The sequence below is a fragment of the Lentzea rhizosphaerae genome, from assembly GCF_042649515.1.
Taxonomy (GTDB): Bacteria; Actinomycetota; Actinomycetes; order Mycobacteriales; family Pseudonocardiaceae; genus Lentzea; species Lentzea aerocolonigenes.
The window spans coordinates 42,368-65,220 of record NZ_JBHRZI010000046.1 but is presented as its reverse complement, the minus strand read 5'-3'; the positions used below and the strand labels follow the sequence as shown (position 1 = coordinate 65,220).

General features: G+C 68.9%; 22 protein-coding genes. 14 read left to right on the top strand and 8 right to left on the bottom strand.

All coding sequences use genetic code 11. From position 1 onward, the window contains the following. Positions 1-45 precede the first annotated feature (45 nt). The 3 genes from ACFOWZ_RS42090 to ACFOWZ_RS42080 are packed head-to-tail and all read left to right on the top strand — an operon-like array spanning position 46 to position 3,853. The gene (locus ACFOWZ_RS42090) at positions 46-2,022 is read left to right on the top strand and encodes a thioredoxin domain-containing protein (protein ID WP_382379587.1); all 1,977 of its coding nucleotides are present in this window, start codon (positions 46-48) and stop codon (positions 2,020-2,022) included. 56 nt (positions 2,023-2,078) lie between these two features. Further along, positions 2,079-2,633 (top strand): hypothetical protein, encoded by a 555-nt coding sequence (locus ACFOWZ_RS42085; protein ID WP_382379586.1) that lies wholly within the window; start codon positions 2,079-2,081, stop codon positions 2,631-2,633. A 38-nt stretch (positions 2,634-2,671) separates the two neighbouring features. After that, positions 2,672-3,853 carry a hypothetical protein gene (locus ACFOWZ_RS42080; protein WP_382379585.1) on the top strand — a complete coding sequence of 394 codons (1,182 nt, stop codon included), beginning with the start codon at positions 2,672-2,674 and terminating at the stop codon, positions 3,851-3,853. Positions 3,854-3,898: 45 nt separating this feature from the next. Here the strand turns inward: ACFOWZ_RS42080 and ACFOWZ_RS42075 are convergent, their stop codons facing one another. Further along, the gene (locus ACFOWZ_RS42075) at positions 3,899-4,801 is read right to left on the bottom strand and encodes a DMT family transporter (RefSeq protein ID WP_382379584.1); all 903 of its coding nucleotides are present in this window, start codon (positions 4,799-4,801) and stop codon (positions 3,899-3,901) included. Between the two features lie 47 nt (positions 4,802-4,848). On the opposite strand from ACFOWZ_RS42075, the gene pdxR reads away from it, so the two are divergent. Next, complete coding sequence (pdxR, locus tag ACFOWZ_RS42070; RefSeq protein ID WP_382379583.1) at positions 4,849-6,201, top strand: MocR-like pyridoxine biosynthesis transcription factor PdxR; 1,353 nt, start codon at positions 4,849-4,851, stop codon at positions 6,199-6,201. Here the strand turns inward: pdxR and ACFOWZ_RS42065 are convergent. Continuing rightward, complete coding sequence (locus tag ACFOWZ_RS42065) at positions 6,198-6,329, bottom strand: hypothetical protein (RefSeq protein WP_382379582.1); 132 nt, start codon at positions 6,327-6,329, stop codon at positions 6,198-6,200. The two genes, pdxR and ACFOWZ_RS42065, sit on opposite strands and share 4 nt — an antisense overlap. 91 nt (positions 6,330-6,420) lie before the next feature. Between ACFOWZ_RS42065 and ACFOWZ_RS42060 the strand changes: the two genes are divergently transcribed. From ACFOWZ_RS42060 to ACFOWZ_RS42040, 5 genes are all read left to right on the top strand, one after another. After that, entirely contained in the window at positions 6,421-7,950 is a 1,530-nt protein-coding gene (locus tag ACFOWZ_RS42060) for an ATP-dependent DNA ligase (protein ID WP_382379767.1), read from the top strand. An 818-nt stretch (positions 7,951-8,768) separates the two neighbouring features. Then, positions 8,769-9,548: a GNAT family N-acetyltransferase gene (locus ACFOWZ_RS42055; protein ID WP_382379581.1), complete on the top strand. Its 780-nt coding sequence runs from the start codon at positions 8,769-8,771 to the stop codon at positions 9,546-9,548. 307 nt (positions 9,549-9,855) lie between these two features. Then, positions 9,856-11,295: a GuaB1 family IMP dehydrogenase-related protein gene (locus ACFOWZ_RS42050; protein ID WP_382379580.1), complete on the top strand. Its 1,440-nt coding sequence runs from the start codon at positions 9,856-9,858 to the stop codon at positions 11,293-11,295. 2 nt (positions 11,296-11,297) lie between these two features. Continuing rightward, on the top strand, positions 11,298-12,251 hold the full coding sequence (locus ACFOWZ_RS42045; RefSeq protein ID WP_382379579.1) for an ABC transporter ATP-binding protein: 954 nt from the start codon (positions 11,298-11,300) through the stop codon (positions 12,249-12,251). After that, positions 12,248-13,018, top strand: a complete 771-nt coding sequence (locus ACFOWZ_RS42040) for an ABC transporter permease (RefSeq protein ID WP_382379578.1) — start codon at positions 12,248-12,250, stop codon at positions 13,016-13,018. Before ACFOWZ_RS42045 ends, ACFOWZ_RS42040 begins: the two co-directional genes overlap by 4 nt. 70 nt (positions 13,019-13,088) lie before the next feature. On the opposite strand, the gene ACFOWZ_RS42035 is transcribed toward ACFOWZ_RS42040, so the two are convergent. Beyond that, complete coding sequence (locus ACFOWZ_RS42035) at positions 13,089-14,393, bottom strand: PhoH family protein (RefSeq protein ID WP_372497498.1); 1,305 nt, start codon at positions 14,391-14,393, stop codon at positions 13,089-13,091. A gap of 387 nt (positions 14,394-14,780) precedes the next feature. Continuing rightward, positions 14,781-16,031 (bottom strand): DUF885 domain-containing protein, encoded by a 1,251-nt coding sequence (locus tag ACFOWZ_RS42030; protein WP_382379577.1) that lies wholly within the window; start codon positions 16,029-16,031, stop codon positions 14,781-14,783. Between the two features lie 213 nt (positions 16,032-16,244). Between ACFOWZ_RS42030 and ACFOWZ_RS42025 the strand changes: the two genes are divergently transcribed. After that, positions 16,245-16,526 carry a hypothetical protein gene (locus ACFOWZ_RS42025; RefSeq protein ID WP_035913502.1) on the top strand — a complete coding sequence of 94 codons (282 nt, stop codon included), beginning with the start codon at positions 16,245-16,247 and terminating at the stop codon, positions 16,524-16,526. 87 nt (positions 16,527-16,613) lie between these two features. Beyond that, positions 16,614-16,880 (top strand): hypothetical protein, encoded by a 267-nt coding sequence (locus ACFOWZ_RS42020; protein WP_382379576.1) that lies wholly within the window; start codon positions 16,614-16,616, stop codon positions 16,878-16,880. Between the two features lie 212 nt (positions 16,881-17,092). Here the strand turns inward: ACFOWZ_RS42020 and ACFOWZ_RS42015 are convergent, their stop codons facing one another. Beyond that, positions 17,093-17,875 (bottom strand): isoprenyl transferase, encoded by a 783-nt coding sequence (locus tag ACFOWZ_RS42015; protein ID WP_382379575.1) that lies wholly within the window; start codon positions 17,873-17,875, stop codon positions 17,093-17,095. A gap of 78 nt (positions 17,876-17,953) precedes the next feature. On the opposite strand from ACFOWZ_RS42015, the gene trhA reads away from it, so the two are divergent. Beyond that, a complete protein-coding gene (gene trhA / locus ACFOWZ_RS42010) occupies positions 17,954-18,625 on the top strand; it encodes a PAQR family membrane homeostasis protein TrhA (protein ID WP_382379574.1) in 672 nt (223 codons plus the stop codon). 5 nt (positions 18,626-18,630) lie between these two features. Here trhA and ACFOWZ_RS42005 read toward each other — a convergent pair whose 3' ends face one another. Next, positions 18,631-18,924, bottom strand: a complete 294-nt coding sequence (locus ACFOWZ_RS42005; RefSeq protein ID WP_382379573.1) for a hypothetical protein — start codon at positions 18,922-18,924, stop codon at positions 18,631-18,633. Then, positions 18,914-20,308, bottom strand: a complete 1,395-nt coding sequence (locus tag ACFOWZ_RS42000) for a class II fumarate hydratase (RefSeq protein ID WP_382379572.1) — start codon at positions 20,306-20,308, stop codon at positions 18,914-18,916. The genes ACFOWZ_RS42005 and ACFOWZ_RS42000 overlap by 11 nt, the downstream gene beginning before the upstream one ends. Positions 20,309-20,371: 63 nt before the next feature. Here ACFOWZ_RS42000 and ACFOWZ_RS41995 point away from each other — a divergent pair, with 63 nt between their 5' ends. Beyond that, positions 20,372-21,340, top strand: a complete 969-nt coding sequence (locus ACFOWZ_RS41995; protein WP_030472915.1) for an NAD(P)/FAD-dependent oxidoreductase — start codon at positions 20,372-20,374, stop codon at positions 21,338-21,340. Here ACFOWZ_RS41995 and ACFOWZ_RS41990 read toward each other — a convergent pair. Then, positions 21,319-21,795, bottom strand: a complete 477-nt coding sequence (locus tag ACFOWZ_RS41990; RefSeq protein ID WP_382379571.1) for an Lrp/AsnC family transcriptional regulator — start codon at positions 21,793-21,795, stop codon at positions 21,319-21,321. The two genes, ACFOWZ_RS41995 and ACFOWZ_RS41990, sit on opposite strands and share 22 nt — an antisense overlap. Positions 21,796-21,905: 110 nt before the next feature. Between ACFOWZ_RS41990 and ACFOWZ_RS41985 the strand changes: the two genes are divergently transcribed. Beyond that, positions 21,906-22,838 carry a Glu/Leu/Phe/Val dehydrogenase dimerization domain-containing protein gene (locus ACFOWZ_RS41985; protein WP_382379570.1) on the top strand — a complete coding sequence of 311 codons (933 nt, stop codon included), beginning with the start codon at positions 21,906-21,908 and terminating at the stop codon, positions 22,836-22,838. Positions 22,839-22,853: the final 15 nt, after the last annotated feature.

The following is a 22,853-nucleotide window of genomic DNA, read 5'->3' as shown; positions in this document are numbered from 1 at the left end:
TCTGATCGAGAGTCGTTGTTTCCGCAGGCGATTTAGGGTGGAGGCATGGCGAACCGACTTGCGGACGCGACCAGCCCGTACCTGCTGCAGCACGCTGAGAACCCGGTCGACTGGTGGCCGTGGGGCGAGGAGGCGTTCGAGGAGGCGCGACGGCGCAACGTCCCGGTGCTGCTGTCCGTCGGCTACGCGGCCTGCCACTGGTGCCACGTGATGGCGCATGAGTCGTTCGAAGATCCTGCTGTCGCCGCGTTCGTGAACGAGCACTTCGTGTCCGTGAAGGTGGATCGTGAGGAACGTCCGGACGTCGACGCGGTGTACATGGAGGTCACGCAGGCCATGACGGGCCAAGGCGGATGGCCGATGACGGTGTTCCTGACGCCGGACGCGCGGCCGTTCCACGCGGGCACCTACTACCCGCCGTCGCCGCGGCCGGGCATGCCGTCGTTCACGCAGCTCGTCCAGGCCGTGGCGGCGACGTGGGCCGAGCGCCCCGACGAGATCCTGGAGTCGGCTTCCGCTGTGGTGGAAGAGATTTCCCGGCACACCGCGCCGCTGCCTCCGTCCACTGTGGATGAAGAGGCGTTGTCCGGCGCGGTCGTGTCGTTGCTCGGCGAGTTCGACCGGCGCAACGGAGGATTCGGTGGCGCGCCGAAGTTCCCGCCGTCGATGGTGGTCGAGTTCCTGCTGCGCCACCACGAACGCACGGGTTCGGTCGAGGCGATCTCGATGGCGACCGCGACGGCCGACGCGATGGCGAACGGCGGCATGTACGACCAGCTCGGCGGTGGTTTCGCGCGGTACAGCGTCGATGCGTCGTGGGTGGTGCCGCACTTCGAGAAGATGTTGTACGACAACGCTTTGCTGCTTCGCTTCTACACGCATCTGACGCGCGTGACCGGTTCTGAGCGCTATGAGCGGGTCGCGCGGGACACGGCTGCGTTCCTGTTGCGTGATTTGAGGACTGCGGAGGGCGGGTTCGCGGCGTCGTTGGACGCGGACACTCAGGGCGTCGAGGGCCTGACCTACGTGTGGTCGTTCGAGGAGCTCGGTTCTGCGGCTGAGGCCTTTGGTGTGACCTCCGAACCGAACTTCGAGGACGGCAAGTCGACCTTGCGGTTCGTGTCGGAGCCGGGGGAGGACGTGAGGGCCGCGTTGCTCGCCGTTCGTGCCGCGCGCCCGCAGCCCGGCCGTGACGACAAGGTGGTCGCCGCGTGGAACGGCACGACCATCGCGGCGCTGGCTGAGGCCGGTGCGTTCTTCGGTGAGCCCGCGTGGATCACGGCGGCCTCGGAGGCGGCGACGTTGCTGGCCTCGGTGCACCTGGTCGAGGGCAGGCTGCTCCGCACGTCTCGTGACGGTGTCGCGGGTCCTTCGTTCGGCGTGCTGGAGGACTACGGCTGCGTGGCCGACGGCCTGCTGGCGTTGCACCAGGTGACGGGCTCGATCCGCTGGCTCGACCTGGCGTGCGGCCTGTTGGACACCGCTCTCTCTCGTTTCGCCGTACCGGATTCACCCGGTGCCTACTACGACACCGCCGACGACGCGGAGACGTTGGTGCGCCGCCCAGCCGACTCCACCGACAACGCGTCGCCGTCGGGTGCGTCTTCGCTGGCGGCGGCCCTGCTGGCGGCTTCTCTGCTGTCCGGCGTTGATCGTTCTTCGCGGTATTTCGAGGCGGCTTCGGCGGCCGTGACCCGCGCCGGCCTGCTGGCCGCACGCGCACCCCGTTTCGCAGGCCACTGGCTGACCGTCGCCGAAGCCCTGGTCGCGGGCCCGTTGCAGGTGGCCGTCGTCGGTGCAGGCGACGACCCGCGCCGTGCGTCGCTGTGGGCGGCGGCGGTCGCGCATGTGCCAGGAGGCGGCGTCGTCGTGGCAGGAGAGCCCGCATCCGTGCCGTTGCTGGAAGACCGTCCGTTGGTGGACGAGGCGCCCGCCGCCTACGTGTGCCGCGGTTACGTGTGCGACAGGCCTGTCGCGTCGGTGGATGCGCTGGTCACTTCGCTGACGGCGAACACTCGCTAGTTGATTGCAGGCGTAACGTCGGTAACGACGTAATCATGTAATCAGGGGTGAGTGACATGGGACGAGGATGGCGAGGAAGAGGCGGTTGGCAGCAGGCTGACCTGCCCTCGGCGGACGACGCGGCGGCCTGGTTCACGGGCAGGCTGCCCGACGGCTGGTTCACGGGCGCGCCAGAGGTGATCGTGGACCGCGAGGAGATCACGGTCATCGGCACGCTGACGCCGCTGGAAGGCGAGTTCGACGACGCCTCCCGCGCCGCGGCCGAGTCGGGCCGCATCTCCCGGTGGCGCGAGGAGACGCGCGACGAGCGCATCGAGATCGCCCGCCAGGCAGAGCACCGCTACGGCCGCAAGGTCGCCTGGGGAGCCTCCCTGGGCGGCACCCGAGAGCTGTTCACGCACCTGGCCGTGCCGGTGATGACGCGCCTGCGCCAGCCGGAACGCCAGGTGCTCGACACCCTCGTGGCCGCAGGCGTGGCCCGGTCCCGCGCGGACGCCCTGGCGTGGGCTGTCCGGCTGGTCGGGGAGCACGCGGACTCGTGGCTCGGCGAGCTGCGGGACGCGATGTCGAAGGTGGACGACCTGCGTTCGCAGGGCCCCGATCTCGGGTGATCGGTAACGCCTGAGCGTTCGGCCGCGAACCTGCGGCCGTGGGACTTCCAGACCTCGGCGCCGGTTCCCGTGTGCGGGACGTCGTCCGCACCGCGTTGCGCGACCGCGAGGCCGTGCTGCACGCGGTCGCGGACGACGAGCTCGCACGGGACCTCGCCGCCGCGTACCGGGAGTCCTACCGCTGGCAGGCGCGTCGTGAAGCGCGCGACCGGCGGATCGACGCCACCGCGGAACGACTGATCAACATCCTGTTCTACGCCGGGCTCTTTCTTCTGTTCGTGCAGCTCGATGTCAGGGCCTCGTCCGGCTGGCTCGCTGCGGTGTTCTACTTCGGTGGCTGGTTCACCGGCTTCCTGGCACTCCGCGGCCTGACCTCTTTCCTGAGAAGACTGCCCTCCGGTCTGCAGGTGGTTGTCTACGGCTGCGGCACGGCCGGTACGGCAGGCGGCCTCTACCTGCTGTGGCGCAAGTCGGGCTCGGCGGACGCCCTGCTGGACACGATCGCGACGGACATGTGGCGCATCGCGCTGACCGGCTTCAGCCTGGTCCCGGTGGTGCTCTTCGGCCTCATGGCCCCGATCCTGGCGCCTGCGTACTGGCTTCAGGCCCGGTCCGTCCAGCGCGCGCGACCACGTCTCGCCCTGCTGACCGAGCTCTTCGCGCTGGCGCACGCGTTGAGCAACCCGCGCGCACTCGACGACCAGTCGCTTCTCCTGCGCAAGCTGGACAACGCGGCAGTGGTGCTCGAAACACACTTCTGGAAACAGATCCAGCTCACGAACCCGTTGAGCCGCAACACCTGGCGGTCGAGATGCCGCCAGTGCGCCCAGCGGCTGCGCTCGTTCGACCTCTGGATCGTCCTGCCGCGCAGGGAAACCCGGACGGACCTGCAGGCGGAGATCGTCAACCTGATCCACGTGCTCGTGCGCGGCAACCTGGACGAACTCCCCACCGCCCCACCAGGCCCACGCCGCCTGGCCGTGCTCGGCAACGCCGTCCGCAGCCTGGTACTGGGTCTCATCCCACTGGCGGCCGTGTTCGGCGCAAAGGTCGTCGGCCTCAACCTGAGCGGCCCGATGGGCGGCGCGTTCGTCGTCGCGGCGGTCGCCTGGTTCGTGCTGACCCTGCTCACGACGTTCGACGGTCAGGCCACCGGCCGCCTCTCCCTGCTGAAGGACGCCGCCGACGCGATGGCGTCCTTCCGCGGCGGCAAGCCCTGACAGGGAGCCTGGCCCGCCGTACCGCTCAACCCCAAGGTTCAGCCGTTACGGCACAACAACTCCCGCCGGAGTGTCAGACCCGTTCGCTATTGTTGATTTTGGGGGTACCCGGCCAGCGTCGTGTGTGTGGTGTGGTCCCCTGCGGAGCCCGATGACGCACCCGAGTGCGACCGTGCTGACGCCAACGACCGACACGAGCGTGAGTTCCTGTAGGCCCAACAACACCGATGTCGCCAGCCCGGACACCGGCATCAGACCGATGAGCACGCCGGCGCGGTCCGATCCCAGCCGGTTCACGGCGAAGTACCAGAGCCCGAACGCCAGCGCGGTCACCACCACGGCCAGCAGCACGAGGGCGAAGGTCTGCCTGGTGTCCGGCACCTGCCAGCCGCCGACGAACGTGCCGAGAACCGCGCCGATCACCGTCGCCAGCAGGCACGTCCACGTGGCCACCCCCAGCACTCCCAGTCGCCGCACCACTCCGACGGCGAACAGCGTGAAGCACACCTCGCCGACCATCGTCAGCAACGCGAGCACGAGCCCTGGGCCGTGCCACGACCCGCCGCCGGACAACAGCACGATGCCCGCCGCCACCACCACGGCACCCACAACGGCGGATGCGGTTCGTTGGCGAGACAGCAGAGCCAGAGCAACGGGGGAGCCGCCCATGACCGCGGCCACGAAACCCGGTTCCGCGTACTGCTGGGCGGCGATGAGCAGGGCGTTGAAGCCGAGCATGCCCGACGCGACCACGCCCAGGAGCGGTGGAATGTCGCGCCACGACGGCATGGGCAGACGGCGCGCTACCAGCAACAACACGGCTGCGCCCAGCGCGTAACGCATGGCCTGGCCGGTCAGGACCGGGTAGCCCTCCAGCATGCCCGTGACCGGAACTGACGCGCCGACGATCGATGCCGCTGTCGCTCCCGCGGCCACCCCGATTTTCATGTCGCTCAGCCTTGCGCTGAACTGGTCCAGGTTTAAGCTCCACTTCAATGAGCACGAACTGGACCACTTTTCGCGAGCTGCTGTTGCCGGGGCACCAGCGGCGTCGCGGGGTGGAGGTCGAACTGCGCAGGGCCATCCGGGACGGGCGGCTCGTGCCGGGGACGCGGCTGCCGTCCAGCCGTGATCTCGCCGCCCAGCTCGGCGTCGCGCGCGGGACGGTGACGTCGGCGTACACGCAGCTCGTCGCGGAGGGCTACCTCACCACCAGGCGCGGTTCGGGGACGACGGTCGCGAGCCTCGGACCCGCCGGCCCGTCCGGTGTGCCGGAACCGCCGCAGCGATGGCGGTTCAACCTGCGGCCCGGACTGCCCGCGCTGGGCGCGTTTCCCCGTGCCGAGTGGGTTGCCGCTCATCGCGCCGCGCTCGCCGAGCTGCCCGACGACGATCTCGCCTACCCCGATCCGGCCGGATTCGTGGGGCTGCGCAAGGAGATCGTCGACTACCTGGCACGGGTTCGCGCGGTCGTGGCACGGGACGCGGTGATCACCAACGGCGCGGCGGACGGGTTGCAGCTCACCGCGCGGCTCCTGAACGGCAGCATCGCGATCGAGGAGCCGAGCCACTTCGGTGGCGAGCACCTGTTGCAGTCGCACGGTTTGAACACCGTGCCTGTTCCCGTGGACGACAAGGGGATCCGCGTCGATCTTCTGTCCAAAACGGACTGTCGTGCGGTGCTCGTGACGGCGGCGCACCAGTTCCCGCTGGGCGTCGTGCTGCACCCGGAACGGCGGCGTGCGCTCGTGGAGTGGGCGCGTGAGCGGGACGGGTTGATCATCGAGGACGACTACGACGCCGAGCACCGGTACGACAGGCCGGCGCTGGGAGCGTTGCAGGCGCTGGCTCCCGAGCACGTGGTGTACCAGGGCACGACGAGCAAAGTTCTGGCGCCCGCGCTCAGGCTCGGATGGCTGGTGGTGCCCGAACGTCTGCGCGAGGGCATCGTGAAACGCAAGCAGTACAACGACATGGGGACCGGCACGATCCCTCAGGCCGCGTTCGCGCACATGTTGCGGACAGGCGGCTATGACCGGCATCTACGCCGTACGCGCGCGCTCTACCGGAAGAGGCGGGACGCGTTGTTGGAAGCCGTTGCGGAACATTTGCCCGCATGGCAGTCCATCGGCGTTGCGGCCGGTCTGCACGTGGTGTTGCGCATGCCTGACGGGACGGACGACCTCGCGCTGAAGAGCAGGCTTGAGGAGCGTGGTGTGCACGTCTGGGCGTTGGCGCAGTACACGCGCACGCCGACATGGCCCGGTTTGGTGCTGGGGTACGCGTCGCTCACGCCTGACCGCCTGCGGGAGGCGGTCAGGGAGATCGCGAAGGTCGCCGTGGCCTAGAGGATGTGCTCGCGCGCGTTCGTGCTGTCGACGCTCATGATGTGCTCCCGGTCGCTGGTGCCGGGCCCCGCGAGTGCCGCGACGGCGGCGAACAGCAGGGCGGCAGCAACGATCTTGAAAACACGCATGATTCGGAAAACCCCCAGGTAGAACGGTCGTCGCGGTCAGCCTAACCCGAGCCTCGAGAAATTGTCAGTGCTCGGGTGCACCATGAGACCCGTGCTTCTGTCCGAAGTAGTCGACACGTCGGCCGCCGTGGCGGCGACCCGGTCGCGCCTTGCCAAGGTCAAGGCGTTGTCGGCGTTGCTGCGCTCGGCGTCGGCCGACGTCGTGATCGCGGTGGTGTCCTTCCTCATAGGCACGCCGCGGCAGGGTCGCATCGGCGCGGGCTGGCGCACGGTCTTCGACCTGTCCGTGCCTCCGGCCGCCGCGGCCGGCCTCACGGTCGCCGAGGTCGACGCCGCGCTCGCCGAGGTGGCGACCACGTCCGGCAAGGGCTCGGCGCAGCGCCGGGCCGACCTGCTCGTGGCGCTGTTCGGCCGTGCCACGGAGGCGGAGCAGGACTTCTTACGCAGGCTGCTCACGGGCGAACTGCGTCAAGGTGCACTCGAAGGGGTGATGCTGGACGCGATCGCCTCGGCCGCGGACGTGCCGGGGGAGACGGTGCGGCGGGCGTTCATGCTGTCGGGCCGCTTACCCGAGACCGCCGTGGCCGCGCTCGACGGCGGTGCGGCGGCGCTGGAGGCGTTCCGGCTGGAGGTCGGCCGGCCGCTGCGCCCCATGCTGGCCTCGCCCGCCGAGTCGCTGGACGAGGCGCTGGACGAGCTCGGCAGCTGCGTGGTGGAGCACAAGCTCGACGGCGCGCGCATCCAGGTGCACCGCTCCAGCGACGAGGTCCACGTCTACACCCGCACGTTGCGCGAGATCACCAAAACGGTGCCCGAGCTGGTCGAGCTCGTCCGCGGGCTGCCGTGCGCGGCGGTGGTGCTCGACGGCGAGACCCTGGCGCTGACCGACGAGGGGAGACCCCGCCCGTTCCAGGAGACGATGAGCCGCTTCGGCGCGCAGGACGAGCGCGAGCTCCTGCTGCACCCGTACTTCTTCGACTGTCTGCACCTCGACGGCAAGGACCTGCTCGACGAGCCGTTGCGCGACCGCCTCGCCGCACTGCGGCAGGTGGCGGGCGAGCACGTCATCCCCGGCGTGCTGGACCCGTCGCCGGAGGAGGCCGCGGAGGTGGTCACGGCGGCGCTGTCCGCGGGCCACGAGGGCGTGATGGTGAAGTCGCTGGCCTCGCCCTACGCGGCGGGCAGGCGCGGCAGAGCCTGGCAGAAGGTGAAGCCGGTCCACACGCTCGACCTGGTGGTGCTCGGTGTCGAATGGGGCAGCGGCCGCCGCCGCGGCTGGCTGTCGAACCTGCACCTCGGCGCCCGCGACCCGGACGGCGGCCCGCCGGTGATGGTCGGCAAGACCTTCAAGGGCCTCACCGACGAGCTGCTCAAGTGGCAGACCACGGCGTTGCAGGAGATCGCCACCGAGCAGAACGACTGGGTGGTCAAGGTCCGCCCGGAACTGGTGATCGAGATCGAACTCGACGGCGTCCAGGTCTCGCCGCGCTATCCCGGCGGTGTGGCGCTGCGGTTCGCCCGCGTCGTGCGCTACCGCCCGGACAAGGACCCGTCGGAGGCGACGACGATCGAGGAGGTGAGGGCACTTCTTCCTGCGGCACAAGTGAATCCCGAGAGCTGACCGGCCCGAGGCGCCATCCGCTGCGGGGCAGTCCTGTCAGGACACGTCCGCCGAGGATCGTGCGGTCGACGGCGTGCGCGAGAGCCGGACGTTCATCGCCACTGCAGAAGTCGCGCTGGCCGGTGAACTCGCCTGAGTGGTCAACGGATCCGTTGCGGCCCGCGCCGGTCGCCGGACTCGCTGCCGCGACGCGCGCCGACCGACGAGTGGCGGCACCCGCGGGTGGAGGTCACGCGTTGGTGTCGCGAACCGGGTGCGGCCAATTGGCATCCGTCGGTCCCCAAAATCGCGTGCGGCCAATCGCCACCCATCGGGCCAGCGATCGATGCTGCCGCACTGCTCCGCGTGTGCGAGAGCCGGGCCTTCATCGTCACCACGAGCCTCGCTGGGCGAAGTCCGAGCGGTGAACGGATCCGTTGCGGCCCGCGCCGGTCGCCGGACTCGCTGCCGCGACGCGTGCCGACCGACGAGTGGCGGCACCCGCGGGTGGTGGCACTCGTCAGTGCCAAAACGCGTGTGGTCTGCCGCTTGAGCAGCTCGTCGGTGCGGCCCTTGGCGACCAACCCGTTGGGCCATCGACCGGTGCCACCGCGCTGCTCCGCGTGTTCGCGAGCGCGACCTTCATCGCCACCGCGAGAGTCGCGCTGGGCGAAGTCGCCTGAGTGGTCAACAGATCCGTTGTGGCCCGTCCCGGCCGCCGAACCCGCTGCCGCGACGCGCGCCGACTGACGAGCGGCCGCACCGCGTGTGGTGGCGCCGGTACACCGACGCGGAAAATCGCGTGCGGCCCACCGACATCCGGCAATAGCGTCGGGCCAGTGACCGATGCTGCCGCGCTACTCCGAGCGTTCGACGACCAGGCCCGCCCCGCCGAGTGGACGGTCCTGGACCCAGGCGCCACCGTCCACCGCGACGGTCCCGTCTTCCGCGTGAGCTGGCCTCGCCGCAGCGGTTTCGTCGGGGGCCCGCCCGACCTGGGCGTCAGCGGCGCCGGACTCGACGAGCTCATCGCCCGCCAGCGCGACTTCTTCGCCGAGCGGGGCCAGGGCGTCGAGTGGAAGACGTGGGGCCACGACACCCCGGCTGACCTGCCCGAACGCCTGCTCGCAGCCGGCTTCGAGTCCGAGGGCCGGGAAACCGTGCTCATCGGCCTCGCCGAGGAGATGACCGCGCCGGTCGAGCTCGACGGCATCGACCTGCGGGAGGTTACGGACGAGGCCGACGTGCATCGCCTCGCCGCCACTGCCACCGAGGTGTTCGGCAGGAAGCACGACTGGCTCGTCGACCGCCTGATCGAGAAGAAGGACGACCCGAACATCGTCGCGGTGGTCGCGGAAGCCGACGGTCAGGTCGTGTCGTCCTCGCGCATCGAGATCGTGCCAGGCACGGAGTTCGCCGGTCTGTGGGGCGGCGGCACACTCCGCGAGTGGCGCGGAAAGGGCATCTACCGCGCGCTCGTCGCCCACCGCGCGCGAATGGCCGTGCAGCGCGGCATCAAGTACCTCCAGGTCGACGCGTCCGAGGACAGTCGGCCGATTCTGGAGCGGCTCGGGTTCGTCGCGGTCACCACGACCACGGGCTACGTGTGGAAGCCATGATCTCGAGTTGTCCACAGGTTGTGGTCGTTCTACCTGCGGAAACGCCTCGCCCGCTAAGCTGTGGACAGCCGGGAACCCAAACCGCTTTCCCTTCGTTCCGCAAGGTGAGGAAGCGCGGGGGGCGGGCTCGGACGGCCACAACGGGTCCGGGACGACGTGGCCAGTGAGGCCAGGACGACGTGGCCAGTCAGGCCGGGACGAGGTGCCCGGTGTGGTTGGGACGAGCTGCCTGGGGAGACGGGCGGGCAAGGCCGCTGCGGCCGAGGTCGCATGCCCAGGTGAGACGCACCGGGTATCGTGGAAGCACGTGCGGTTCATCGAAGGGCATCGACCCTCTTACGACCTGACCTACGACGACGTGTTCCTCGTTCCCGGCCGCAGTGCCGTGGAGTCCCGGTTCGGCGTCGACCTCTCCACTTCGGACGGTACCGGGGCCACGATCCCGATCGTCGTCGCGAACATGACGGCTGTCGCCGGGCGGCGCATGGCCGAGACCATCGCTCGGCGCGGCGGGCTCGTCGTCATCCCGCAGGACGTGCCCACCGAGGCGGTGGCGGAGATCATCGCGTGGGTCAAGGAGCGGCATCCCGTCTGGGACACGCCGCTGACGCTCACCACAGGTGACGCGGTGGCGGACGCGTGGAACCTGCTGCACAAGCGGGCACACGGCGCGGTGATCGTCGTGGATGAGGGCAACCGGCCCATCGGGGTCGTCGACGAGGCTGCGCTCACGGGCGTCGACCGGTTCGCGCGGCTCGGCGACGTGATGAACACCGACGTGCTGAAGTTGCCGCTCGCCACGAAGCCGCAGGACGTCTTCGACCAGCTGCACCACAGCGCGTACAAGATCGCGCTCGGCATCGACGACGAGCAGCGGCTCAGCGGCGTGCTGACCGAGCTGACGGCGTTGCGGGCTGAGGTCTACCGGCCTGCCACCGACGACGCCGGCAAGCTGCGGATCGCGGCTGCGGTCGGGGTCAACGGGGATGTGCGGGCCAAGGCCGAGGCGCTGGTCAAGGCCGGTGTGGACGTTCTCGTCGTGGACACCGCGCACGGGCACCAGGAGAAGATGCTCACCGCACTCCGGGCCGTGAAGGACGCCAACCCCGGCGTGCCGGTCGCGGCGGGCAACGTCGTCACGGCCGAGGGTGTGCGGGATCTGGTCGAGGCCGGCGCGGACATCATCAAGGTCGGTGTCGGGCCGGGCGCGATGTGCACCACGCGGATGATGACGGGTGTGGGGCGGCCGCAGTTCAGCGCGGTCGCGGAGTGCGCGGCCGAGGCGCGGAAGCTCGGCAAGCACGTGTGGGCCGACGGCGGTGTGCGGCATCCGCGGGACGTCGCGTTGGCGCTTGCGGCCGGGGCCAGCAGCGTCATGGTCGGCAGCTGGTTCGCCGGCACCTACGAGTCGCCCGGTGACCTGCAGCGCGACGAGCGGGGAAACCTCTACAAAGAATCCTTCGGAATGGCGTCGAAGCGTGCCGTGACCGCGCGGACGCGCAGTGACAACGCGTTCGACCGGGCCAAGAAGGGGCTGTTCGAAGAGGGCATCTCCACGTCGAAAATGCGCTTGGACCCGGTGCGTCCCAGCGTGGAGGATCTGCTGGACGCGATAACCTCCGGCGTCCGCTCGGCCTGCACGTATGCCGGTGCGACCTCGTTGGAGGAATTCCACTCCAGGGCTGTTCTCGGCATCCAGTCGGCGGCTGGGTTCGCGGAAGGCAGGCCTTTGCCAGGGGGATGGTGAGAATGGACGAAGCGGTCGAGGTGAGAGAACTCCGCAAAGTCTACAAAACAGGACAAAAACCTGCGGTGGACGGGCTGAGCTTCACCGTCCGCCGCGGTGAGGTCTTCGGCCTGCTCGGTCCCAACGGGGCCGGCAAGACGACCACCGTCGGCGTGCTCACCACGCGCGTCCGCCCCACCGCGGGGCAGGCGTTCGTCGAGGGCGTCGACGTGGTCGCGGACTCCAAACGCGCACGCCAGCTGCTCGCCGTCGTGCCGCAGCGCAACAACCTCGACCGCTCGCTCAACGCGCGGCAGAACCTGCTGTTCCACGCGGCCTACCACGGCATCGGGCCGCGGGAACGCCAGGAGCTCGCCGACGACATCCTCGAGCGGATGGGCCTCAAGGACCACCAGAACGCGCTCGTGGACACGTTGTCCGGCGGTCAGGCGCAACGGCTGATGATCGCCCGCGCGCTGATGCACCGGCCCAAGGTGCTGTTCCTCGACGAGCCGAGCACCGGACTCGACCCGCAGGCCAGGCTCTTCGTCCACGAACGCGTCGCCGCACTGCACGCGGAGGGCGTCACGGTCGTGCTCACCACGCACGACATGGACGAGGCCGCGAAGCTCTGCGACCGCGTCGGCATCGTCGACCACGGCAAGCTGCTCACGCTCGACACACCGGTCGAGCTCACCAGGAGCCTGCCCGGCAGCAACACCGTCAGCGTCACGGTGAGTCCCAACGGCCACGAGCCCGCGAAGATCACCAAGGCTCTGTCCGAGGTGGACGGTGTGCAGCGGGTCGAGGAAGTCGGCAACATGTTCCGCGTCTACACCGACGTCGACACCGCGATCACGTTGCCCGCGGTGCTGAACGTGTTGCGGGACCTCGACGTCGTCGTCAGCGACGTCGCGATCGGCAAGCCCAGCCTCGAAGACGTCTTCATCCACCTGACCGGCAGGGAGCTGCGGTGAGCCAGATCAGGACGTTCCAGGCGATCCTGTGGCGCGACGTCTTCGTCACGGGCCGCGAGCTGCCGAGCTTCCTCGCGCAGGTGATCATCCAGCCGTTCTTCATCCTGTTCATCTTCGCGAAGGTCCTGGGGGACATCGGATACGTCCAGGACGACTTCGCCCAGGTGCTGCTGCCCGGCATCATCGCGATGAACGGCTTCCTGGGTGCGCTGCAGAACACGACGCTGCCGCTGGTGCTGGACTTCTCGTGGACGCGGGAGATCGAGGACCGGCTGCTCGCGCCGATCTCCATCCCGCTCGTCGCCGTGGAGAAGATCGTGTTCGGTGCGATCCGCGGGTTCTTCGCGGCCGTGCTGATGGTGCCGGTCGGATTCGTGATGCTCGACGTCTCCTGGGCCTGGTCAGGGATTCCAGGCGCGCTCGTCGTGATCATCCTGGGTTGTCTGGCCGGTGGCGCGGTCGGCCTGGTCATCGGCACGTCGGTGCCCGCGCGCCGGGTCAACGTCATGTTCGCGGTGATTCTGACGCCGTTGCTGTTCACGGGTTCCGCGCAGTTCCCGTGGCGGTCGCTGAGCGACGACCTGCTGTGGTTCAAGGTGATCTGCGCGCTCAACCCGCTGACGTACGTGAGCGAGGGCATGCGCGCCGAGCTGGTGCCGGACGTGCCGCACATCCCGTTGCCGATCGTGCTGCTCGTGCTCGTCGTCGCGATCGCGGGCTTCGGCGGGCTCGGCCTGCGCGGCTTCATGAAACGGGCCCTGGACTAGAAAGTATGAACGGCGCTTTTGTTCACCTCAGGTGGACAAAAGCGCCGTTCATCGTCTTCTCAGGACACTGCTAGGAGGCGTAGTCCTCCAGCATCTCCGTGACGAGAGCCGCGATCGGCGAACGCTCCGAGCGGGTCAGCGTGACGTGAGCGAAGAGCGGGTGGCCCTTCAGCTTCTCGATCACGGCCGCCACGCCGTCGTGCCGGCCCACCCGCAGGTTGTCGCGCTGCGCCACGTCGTGCGTCAGCACCACCCGCGAGTTGCTGCCCAGGCGGGACAGCACGGTCAGCAACACGTTGCGCTCCAACGACTGCGCCTCGTCGACGATCACGAAGGAGTCGTGCAGCGAGCGGCCGCGGATGTGGGTGAGGGGCAGGACCTCGAGCATGCCTCTGTCCAGCACCTCCTCCAGCACCGCCTGGCTCACCAGTGCGCCGAGCGTGTCGAACACGGCCTGCGCCCACGGCCCCATCTTCTCGTTCTCACTGCCAGGCAGGTAACCGAGCTCCTGACCACCGACCGCGTACAACGGTCGGAACACCACGACCTTGCGGTGCTGCCTGCGTTCCATCACCGCTTCGAGGCCGGCGCACAGCGCCAGCGCCGACTTGCCGGTGCCCGCACGTCCGCCCAGCGAGACGATGCCGACATCGGCGTCGAGCAGCAGGTCCAGCGCGATCCGCTGCTCAGCGGACCTTCCGTGCAGTCCGAACGCCTCCCGATCTCCGCGCACCAGCCTGATCTGCTTGTCCGCGGTAACCCGGCCCAGAGCGCTCGAGGTGCCCGCCAGCATCCGGAGTCCGGTGTGGCAGGGCAGTTCCGCGATGTGCTCCAGGTCCTCGTACTGGGTCGGGTCGACGACGTTCTCCTTGAACAGGCTGTCTATCAACGACTGCGGAACGTCCAGATCGGACATTCCCGTCCAGCCGGACAGGGTCACGTCGTGCGCCCGGTACTCCTCCGCCTGCAGGCCGACCGATCCGGCCTTGACCCGCAGCGGCATGTCCTTTGTCACCAGAGTGACGTTTCGCCCCTCAGCAGCGAGGTTGAGAGAGCAGGCGAGGATCCGGGCGTCGTTGGAGTCCGTTCGGAAACCTGATGGCAACACCTCCGGGTCGGAGTGGTTGAGCTCGACGTGCAAGGTGCCTCCCAGATCCCCGATGGGGATCGGCGAATCGAGGCGACCATGCCGCAAGCGCAGGTCGTCGAGCAGACGCAGGGCCTCCCTCGCGAACCAGCCCAGTTCGGGGTGGTGGCGCTTGCCCTCCAGTTCGCTGATCACCACGAGCGGCAGCACGACCTCGTGCTCCGCGAACCGGGTGGCGGCGAGTGGGTCGGACAGCAGTACCGACGTGTCCAGCACATATGTCGTGATGGCTGGTGCGGCGGACTTGCGCCTGGAGGAAGAACTGCGCGATGAGCCTGAGGAACGGCTCGCGGGACGTCGTGCGTTCACGGCAACTCCCTCACGAACGCGGCACCCGCGTCCGCTCCTCGCTGGGCCAGGCACCACCCTGATCGGTCGTCTCGCCTTCCGCCGTCAGGCGTCAGGCAGGTCGACCACGAGGGCCGGGTGCCGGCCCCCTCGCGACGTTGTCTGCCACGATCAGAGCCTCCCTGCGCGGTCCGCAGTGGTCGCGTCCCGCCGCTTTCGAAGTTACCTGCGGAAGTACCCCGTCGGCACGAAGCCACACAGGTGAATCCGTATTTGTCATCTGCCCGAAAACAACCCGCAACGTGAGCGCAGACGTGTTTTCGCTGGTCAGATGCTGTTTTCGTGGGTGTTGCGGGCGAGCCACGACAAGCCGTCCCTCACCTGGGATTCGAGCGATTTCGGCACGAGGGGCTCGTCGAGAAGCCTCAGGTACCGGGAATCGAGCGACTCGCCGGGCGCTCGGACGTCGAGCCAGGCCCTCACCAGGCGCACTCCTTCGACGTAGGTGGTGGTGTACGCGCGCCACAACGGGTCTGCCAGAAAGCGGACCATCTGCCGTGCGCGGCGCTCCGGCACTAGCAGCCACCTGCGCAGATGCGCAACCACGTCATCCTGATCCGCACCCCGATCGTGTAGCAGCAGGGCGGCGTCCTGCCGCACCGTGAGCAGCCCGGATGCCGCTGATTCGACCTTTTCGGACAGTTCGCCGTCCATTCGCAACCCGAGGTCGCGGAAGATCTGCTCCGCCCAGACGCCCCAGCCCGGCCCCACCGCGGCGTGCAGGCCGAGGTCCGCCATGCCCTCGGCCATCAGGCACTGCGGCGTGTTGATCAGGAAGATCGACTGCTCGGCGTGGCCGCGCTTGGCGACCAGGCCCGCGTCCTTGCGGCAGTGCTCGGTGTGGTGGCCCGGATAGGACTCGTGGGCGACCAGGTGCGGCAGGTTCGACATGCGGTGGCCGAGGTCGGCGTTGATGGCGACGCGGCTGCGGTAGCCGCCGAGGTAGTAGTTGAAGCCGCTCCACGGCTTGTTCGTGACGACCTGGTACTCCACGATCTCCTGCTCGGGCAGCGCGTACTTCTGCCGCACCCGGTCCCGCAGGGCGCTCGACAGGGCCTGCACGACGCCCTGGAGCCTGCGTGCGGGCACCTCGTCGGCCGTGCGGAAGGCGTGGAGGCGTTCGGTGAGCGAGCCCGGACCCTCGAGCACCGCGTCGATGTTGCGGTGGGCCTGCGCGTACGCGTCCTCGTCACCTGGGCGGATGCGGACCTGGAAGTACTGCTCGACCTCGTCGATGAACGTGACGCGTTCGCCGGCGAGTTTGCGCGCGGTGCACTCCAGCGCGCGCAGGTGCGCGTCGAGGAACTGTTTGCGCTGGTCGGAGAGGTCGCTGCCGGGAAGTTCCTTGCGGAGCAGCCGCGCGTGGTCCGAGAGCGCGCGCGGGTGCAGGCGCGGTTCGTTGTCGACGGCGCGGCTCAGCGCGGGGTCGCCGGTGAACGAGTCGACGAACCCGTGCACCAGGCGCCCGAGCCGCAGCCCCAGCACCAGGTATCCGCGCACCAGCTCGTTGGCGTCCATGAGTCGGAGAGCGTAGAGCGTCTACCACAGCGTCTTACTCGCGACCGAATCGTGAATGGACGACCACCTGATCGGGGAATGTTGTTGATCTTGGTGTCACACAATGGGGTCATGCGGGCCGCCAATTGAGTTCTGCACCGATAGCGTCTCCGCCCGGAGACCCCAGCCTCCGGAGATCCCCGAAGACTCCGGAAATGACGGGGATGACCCGACATGAAGGAGAATGACGTGAAGAAGGCTTGTGCCGCGGTTGCGGCCGCTGCTGCGCTGTCGCTCGCGTTCGCCCCGGCCGCCATGGCGGGCGAAGGCCACCACGGCCACGGTGGACACCACTGGAAGAACGGCCCGCTGCTGGTTCTGCTGAACGGCAACAACCTCAACGGCACGATCGGTGCCTGCGGCAACAACGTCGGTGTCCTGGGTGGCGCCGTGCCGATCAACTCGCCGTCGATCACCGAGACCTGCGCCGCCGGCGGCATCGTCGACGAGGGCTGATCTCCTCTTTTGTTCTGCGTCTGGGGGCGTCATTTCTGGCGCCCCCAGATGTTTTTTCACCGCAATATCCCGTTTAAGGAGAAAATCGTGCTGAAGAAGGCAGGTGCCGCTCTCGGCGCGGCCGCGGCGTTCCTCGCTGTTGGTTCCCCCGCGATGGCCGTTCAGGGCCACCACTGGGAGAACGCGCCGCTGCTGATCGTCGGCAACGCCAACAACCTCAACGGTGTTGTGGGCGCGTGCGGCAACAACGTCGCGGTGCTCGGTGGCGCGGTTCCGGTGAACTCGCCCTCCATCACCGAGACGTGCGCCGCCGGCGGCATCGAGGACGGCGACGACTGGGGCTACGACGACTGATCTCGTCGTCTCGCTTCTGGAAGGGGCGCTCACCTCGCGGTGAGCGCCCCTTTTCGCTGCCTGGGGGACTAGCGCCTGTATCGAAGTCCGTACCGAGCCCCTGCTGTTTGGCGGGGGNAGAAGCACGTTCGGGCCGATAGATGGCCCGAACGTGCTTCTCGCGCCAAAAAATATGTCCGGTAGGCCTGAGCCGCTCTACTTCGATACAGGCGCTAGCTGCCGTACCTGCGGTGGCGCTTGGCGTACTCGCGCAGGGCCCGCAGGAAGTCCGTGCGCCGGAAGCCGGGCCAGTAGGCCTCGCAGAACCAGAACTCCGAGTGCGCCGACTGCCAGAGCATGAAGCCGGAGAGCCGCTGCTCGCCGGACGTGCGGATGATCAGGTCGGGGTCTGGCTGGCCGGACGTGTAGAGGTGCTCCGCGATGTGGTCGACGTCGAGCACCTCGGCCAGTTCCTCGATGGTGCCGCCGCTCTCGGCGTGCGCCTGCAGGAGCTTCCTGACGGCGTCCGCGATCTCCTGCCTGCCGCCGTACGCGACGGCGACGTTGACCTGGATGCCCGTGCGGTCCTTGGTTTTGTTGGCGGCGTTGGTGAGACGTTCCGCGTGCTCCGCGGGGAGCATGTCGATGGCGCCGACGTGCCTGACGCGCCACGGCTTGCCGTCCTCGGCGAGCTCGTCGGTGATGTCCGCGATGATGTCCAGCAACGGGGCCAGTTCTTCGATGTCGCGGTTGAGGTTGTCGGTGCTCAGCATCCAGAGCGTGACGACCTCCACTTTGGCGTCACCGCACCAGTCGAGCAGCTCGAGGATCTTCCGCGCGCCGGCCCGGTGCCCGTGCGCGACGTCGGTGAACCCGGCTTCCCTCGCCCACCTGCGGTTGCCGTCGAGGACGACGCCGACGTGCTTCGGCACCTGCGTGTTCTCGCTCAGCTCGCGACGGAGAATCCACTCGTAGAAGTGGATAGCGACGTCTTTCACACGGGTGCGGAGTGCCACGTCCGAACAGCGTACGCCGTGCAAGCTTCATCACTGAGCAGCGGTCCCGAAACCTACGGTCGCGTAACCTGGGTTCTTGTGACCACTGCGACCATTCCTCCACAGCCCGGACTGCGGCCGCGCCTTCGTGGGTGGCTGCACCTCTGGTCGTTCATCACTTCCGTGGCGACCGGCGCGACACTGATCGCTCTGGCAGCGTCCACAGTGTCAGCGCGCGCCGCTCTGGCCACTTCGGTCTACGGCCTGACGGTCCTGGGCCTCTTCGGCGTCTCGGCGCTCTACCACCGCGTCACGTGGAAGTCCGACCGCGTGCGCACGTGGATGAAGCGCCTGGACCACTCGATGATCTTCGTGTTCATCGCGGGCACCTACACCCCGTTCGCCTTGCTGGCGATGGATCCGGGAACCGGGAGCACGGTGCTCTGGGTCGTCTGGATCGGAGCGCTGGCAGGCGTGACGCTGAAGCTGGCGTGGCCACACGCGCCGCGGTGGCTCGGGGTGCCGATCTACATCGCTCTCGGGTGGGTCGCGGTCTTCGTGCTGCCCGAGCTGCTGCACCACGCCGGGGTTGCGGCGCTGGTGCTGCTGTTGGTGGGTGGGGCGCTCTACACGGTCGGCGCGGTGTTCTACGCGACGCGGTGGCCGAACCCGTGGCCCCAGGTGTTCGGGTACCACGAGTTCTTCCACGCCGCGACGGTGGTGGCGGCGATCTGCCACTACATCGCGATCTGGCTCGCGATGTACTCCTGACCTGGTCAGTCGCCCGCGAACTCCATCGTCAGCGACCGGTCCGCCGCACACACCGCCGCCAGAGCGCGGAGGGCGTCGAAATGCCGCCCCTCCGCGCCCACGGCGTCCAGCGCCGCCGCGAAGTCCGACATGTCGACGGAACCCAGCTCCCGGTAGCCGTACGGGTCGATGCGGTTCAGCAGCGGGTGGTCCACCCGCTCGAGCAGTTCGCTGAACACGAAGCCGGGGTCCGGCAGCACGCCCACCACCGTCACGCGGTGCCGCGACTCCGGCCGGACCACCCTGACGTCAACGCCCACCGCGGGCCATCTTCAGCACGTTCAGCGCGGCGTCCAGCTGCTCCTCGGTCAGCTTCGACGGCACGTGGCCGCGTTCCAGCACCACGTCGCGGATGGTCTTGCGCTCCTTCAGCGACTGCTTGGCGATCGACGCGGCCTCCTCGTAGCCGAGGTAGCGGTTCAGCGGCGTGACGATCGACGGCGACGACTCGGCGTACTCGCGCATCTGGTCGGTCTGGGCCTCAGCGCCCGCGAGGACCTTGTCGGCGAGCAGACGTGCCACCGCGGCCAGCAGGCGGGAGGACTCCAGGACGTTGCGGGCGATGACCGGCAGCATCACGTTCAGCTGGAAGTTGCCCTGCGAGCCCGCGAACGCGACGGCGGCGTCGTTGCCGATGACCTGGGCGACGACCATCATCGTGGCCTCCGAGATCACCGGGTTGACCTTGCCCGGCATGATCGAGGAGCCCGGCTGGAGGTCGGGCAGGGCCAGCTCGCCGAGGCCCGTGCGGGGGCCAGAGCCGAGCCAGCGGAGGTCGTTGGCGATCTTGAACAACGCCACGGCGGACGCGCGGAGCTGCCCGGACATCTCCACCACGCCGTCCTGGGTGGCCTGGGCCTCGAAGTGGTCGCGGGCCTCCACGAGTGGCAGTCCCGTGGCCGAGGCGAGTTCCGCGGACACGCGGGCGCCGAACTCGGCGGGGGCGTTCAGGCCCGAACCCACGGCGGTGCCGCCGATCGGCAGCTCGGCCAGGCGGGGCACGGAGGACCGCAGTCGTTCCACCGAGTAGCGGACCTGGGACGCCCAGGCGCCGGCTTCCTGGCCCAACGTCACGGGCACGGCGTCCATCAGGTGCGTGCGGCCCGACTTGACCAGGTCGGACCACTCCGCGGCGCGCGACGAGAGAACCGACTCCAGGTGTTCCAGGGACGGGATCACGTCGGTCACCACGGCCTCGGTGGCCGCCACGCGCAGGGTCGTGGGGAACGTGTCGTTGGACGACTGCGAGGCGTTGACGTGGTCGTTCGGGTGCACGTCACGGCCCAGGGCGCGGGTCGCGAGGGTCGCGATGACCTCGTTGGCGTTCATGTTCGAGGACGTGCCGGAGCCCGTCTGGAAGACGTCGACCGGGAAGTGGTCGTCCCACTTGCCCGCGGCCACCTCGTCGGCTGCCGCGGCGATGGCTGCGGCCAGGTCGTCCGGCAGGACGCCCAGCTGGGCGTTGACCCGGGCCGCGGCGCCCTTGAGCAGGCCGAGGGCCCTGATCTGGGCTCGTTCGAGGCCTCGACCGGAAATCGGGAAGTTCTCGACCGCGCGTTGGGTCTGGGCGCGCCACAATGCGTCGACCGGCACGCGGACCTCACCCATCGTGTCGTGCTCGACGCGGTACTCCTGTTCAGACATGCCTTCGAGTCTCTATGGTCGATCACAGCACTGCCACCCACCACTGGCAGAAGGGCACCACTCATGGAGCGTGACGTCGACCTCCTCATCGTGGGCGCTGGTCCCACGGGGTTGTTCGCCGCGTACTACGCAGGCTTCCGGGAACTGAGAACCGCCGTGGTCGACGCCCTGCCGGAGCCCGGCGGCCAGGTCACCGCGATGTATCCGGAGAAGATGATTTTCGACGTCGCCGGCTTCCCCGCGATCCGCGGGCGCGACCTCGTCAACGGGCTGGTGGAGCAGGCTGCGCAGTTCAAGCCGACCTACCTGCTCGGCAGGCAGGCGCGCACGCTGGAGTCCACAGAGGACGGTCTGCGGATCGGCCTGGCGGACGGCACCACGATCACCGCGGGCGCCATGCTGATCACGGCGGGCATGGGCGAGTTCAACCCTCGTCCGCTGCCCGCGGGTGACGGCTGGCTGGGGCGCGGCATGGTGCACTTCGTGCCCGTGCTGGCCGAGCACGCGGGTCAGCACGTGGTGATCGTCGGAGGTGGCGACTCGGCGTTCGACTGGGCGCTCGCGCTGCACCCGATCGCCGCCAGCGTCACGATCGTCCACCGCAGGGCGAACTTCCGGGCGCACGCGGCCACCGTGCGGCAGGTGAGGGAGCTCGGGGTCGAGATCGTGACCGACGCCGAGGTGCTCGAGCTGCGCGGTGAACCGCTGTCCGAAGTGGACGTCAAGGTCAAGGGTGAGGACGTGAAGACGTTGCCCGCGCAGACCGTCGTCGCGGCGCTCGGGTTCACGGCCGACCTCGGGCCGATCGAGTCGTGGGGACTGGAGCTCGACCACCGCGCGGTCGTCGTCGACACCACGATGAAGACCAAGCTGGACCGGGTCTACGCGGCGGGCGACGTCGCGCAGTACCCCGGCAAGGTCAAGCTCATCGCCACCGGGTTCGGGGAGGCGGCGACGGCGGTCAACAACATCGCGGTCGCGCTCAACCCGTCCGCGCACCTGTTCCCCGGTCACTCGAGCGACGCGGGCTGACCTGGTAGTGGCGCGGGGTCGTGCTTCGCGAGGTGCTGGAAGATGATCGAGGTCCGGAAGCCCACGATCTCCTTGCGCTGGCTCAACCTGTCCACCAGGAACGCGTGCAGGTGCTCGTTGTCCTGAGCGCTCACGTGGATGACGAAGTCGTCGCTGCCCGCCATCACGAACACCGACAGCACCTCTGGTAGCCCGGCGGCGAAGGTCTTGAAGGCGTCGATCACGACCCGGCTCAAGGGGCGCACCTGCACGGACACCAGCGCTTGCACGCCTCGGTTCAGCGCGGACGGGGCGATGTCGGCGTGGTAGCCGCGGATCACGCCGCGTTCGCGCAGCAGCCGGGTGCGTTCCAGGCACGTCGACGGTGCCACGCCGACCTTGCGGGCGATGTCGCGGTTCGACTGCCGGGCATCGCGCTGCAGTTCCCGCACGATCGCCGAATCAAGTTCGTCCATCTCACTCCCCGAACCTCGCTGCCGAACATCGTTCGGCGGAGTCACTTGAGCGTTGTTCTTCACCCTAACTTCGAGGCCAGGGCATGGCGGAAGTTCGGAAGGGAACGCACATGTGGGAACACGAACAGCTGGTGGTCCGCACCGGGAAGCGGTCGGGGATGACGACGATGGTCGCCCTGCACTCGACCGCGGCCGGACCGGCGGTCGGCGGGTGCCGGATGAAGCGGTACGACCAGATCACCGACGCCGTCACCGACGTGCTGAGGCTGTCGAAGGCCATGACGCTCAAGTGCGAGGCGGCCGGAATTCCGCACGGCGGAGCCAAGAGCGTGATCGTCGCCGACCGGCCGCTCACCCCGCAGCTGCGCCGGGACGTGCTGCTCGATCACGCCGACCTGATCAACTCCTTCGACGGCGCCTACCGCGCGGGCCCTGACGTCGGCACCGGACCCGACGACATGCTGGTGCTCAGGGAACTGACGCCGCACGCCTACTGCCTGCCGGAGGAACACGGCGGCACGGGGTCGTCGAGCGGACCCACCGCGCGGGGCGTGCTGGCAGCGCTCAAAGCGGCGTCACACCACGTCTTCGGAACGGACGATCTGGCCGGGAAGAAGGTCGTGATCAGCGGGTTCGGCTCGGTCGGCGAGCTGATCGCGAGGAGCCTCGAAGGCGCGGAGGTGGTCGTGTCCGATGTGGACGCGAGCAGGCGCACGGCCGAGTTCGGCTGGGCGGAACCCGACCAGGCGTACGAGGTGGAAGCCGACGTCCTCGTCCCGGCGGCGGTCGGCGGTGTGCTGAGCCCGGAGACCGTCGCAAGGCTCAACGTCAAGCTCGTCGTCGGTCCCGCCAACAACCAGCTCACCGACGACGGCGTCGCCGATCTTCTGGAGGAACGCGGCATCGTGTGGGTGCCCGACCACGTCGCCAGTGCCGGCGGGGTGATCTACACGCTCGCCAGGGAGGACGACGGCGCCGACCACCAGACGGCCCTGCGCAGGGTGGACCGGATCGAGGAAACGGTCCGCGAGCTCCTCGCGTGAAAGGGCTGCCCACCG

Bases quoted from the DNA above. Each gene is read 5' to 3' on its own strand.
- ACFOWZ_RS41995 (WP_030472915.1), top strand. From the start codon at position 20,372: ATGGAGCGTGACGTCGACCTCCTCATCGTGGGCGCTGGTCCCACGGGG.
- ACFOWZ_RS42075 (WP_382379584.1), bottom strand. From the start codon at position 4,801: ATGAAAATCGGGGTGGCCGCGGGAGCGACAGCGGCATCGATCGTCGGC.
- ACFOWZ_RS42090 (WP_382379587.1), top strand. From the start codon at position 46: ATGGCGAACCGACTTGCGGACGCGACCAGCCCGTACCTGCTGCAGCAC.
- ACFOWZ_RS42085 (WP_382379586.1), top strand. From the start codon at position 2,079: ATGGGACGAGGATGGCGAGGAAGAGGCGGTTGGCAGCAGGCTGACCTG.
- pdxR (WP_382379583.1), top strand. From the start codon at position 4,849: ATGAGCACGAACTGGACCACTTTTCGCGAGCTGCTGTTGCCGGGGCAC.
- ACFOWZ_RS42000 (WP_382379572.1), bottom strand. From the start codon at position 20,308: ATGTCTGAACAGGAGTACCGCGTCGAGCACGACACGATGGGTGAGGTC.
- ACFOWZ_RS42065 (WP_382379582.1), bottom strand. From the start codon at position 6,329: ATGCGTGTTTTCAAGATCGTTGCTGCCGCCCTGCTGTTCGCCGCCGTC.
- ACFOWZ_RS42030 (WP_382379577.1), bottom strand. From the start codon at position 16,031: ATGGACGCCAACGAGCTGGTGCGCGGATACCTGGTGCTGGGGCTGCGG.
- ACFOWZ_RS41985 (WP_382379570.1), top strand. From the start codon at position 21,906: ATGTGGGAACACGAACAGCTGGTGGTCCGCACCGGGAAGCGGTCGGGG.
- ACFOWZ_RS41990 (WP_382379571.1), bottom strand. From the start codon at position 21,795: ATGGACGAACTTGATTCGGCGATCGTGCGGGAACTGCAGCGCGATGCC.
- ACFOWZ_RS42045 (WP_382379579.1), top strand. From the start codon at position 11,298: ATGGACGAAGCGGTCGAGGTGAGAGAACTCCGCAAAGTCTACAAAACA.
- ACFOWZ_RS42025 (WP_035913502.1), top strand. From the start codon at position 16,245: ATGAAGGAGAATGACGTGAAGAAGGCTTGTGCCGCGGTTGCGGCCGCT.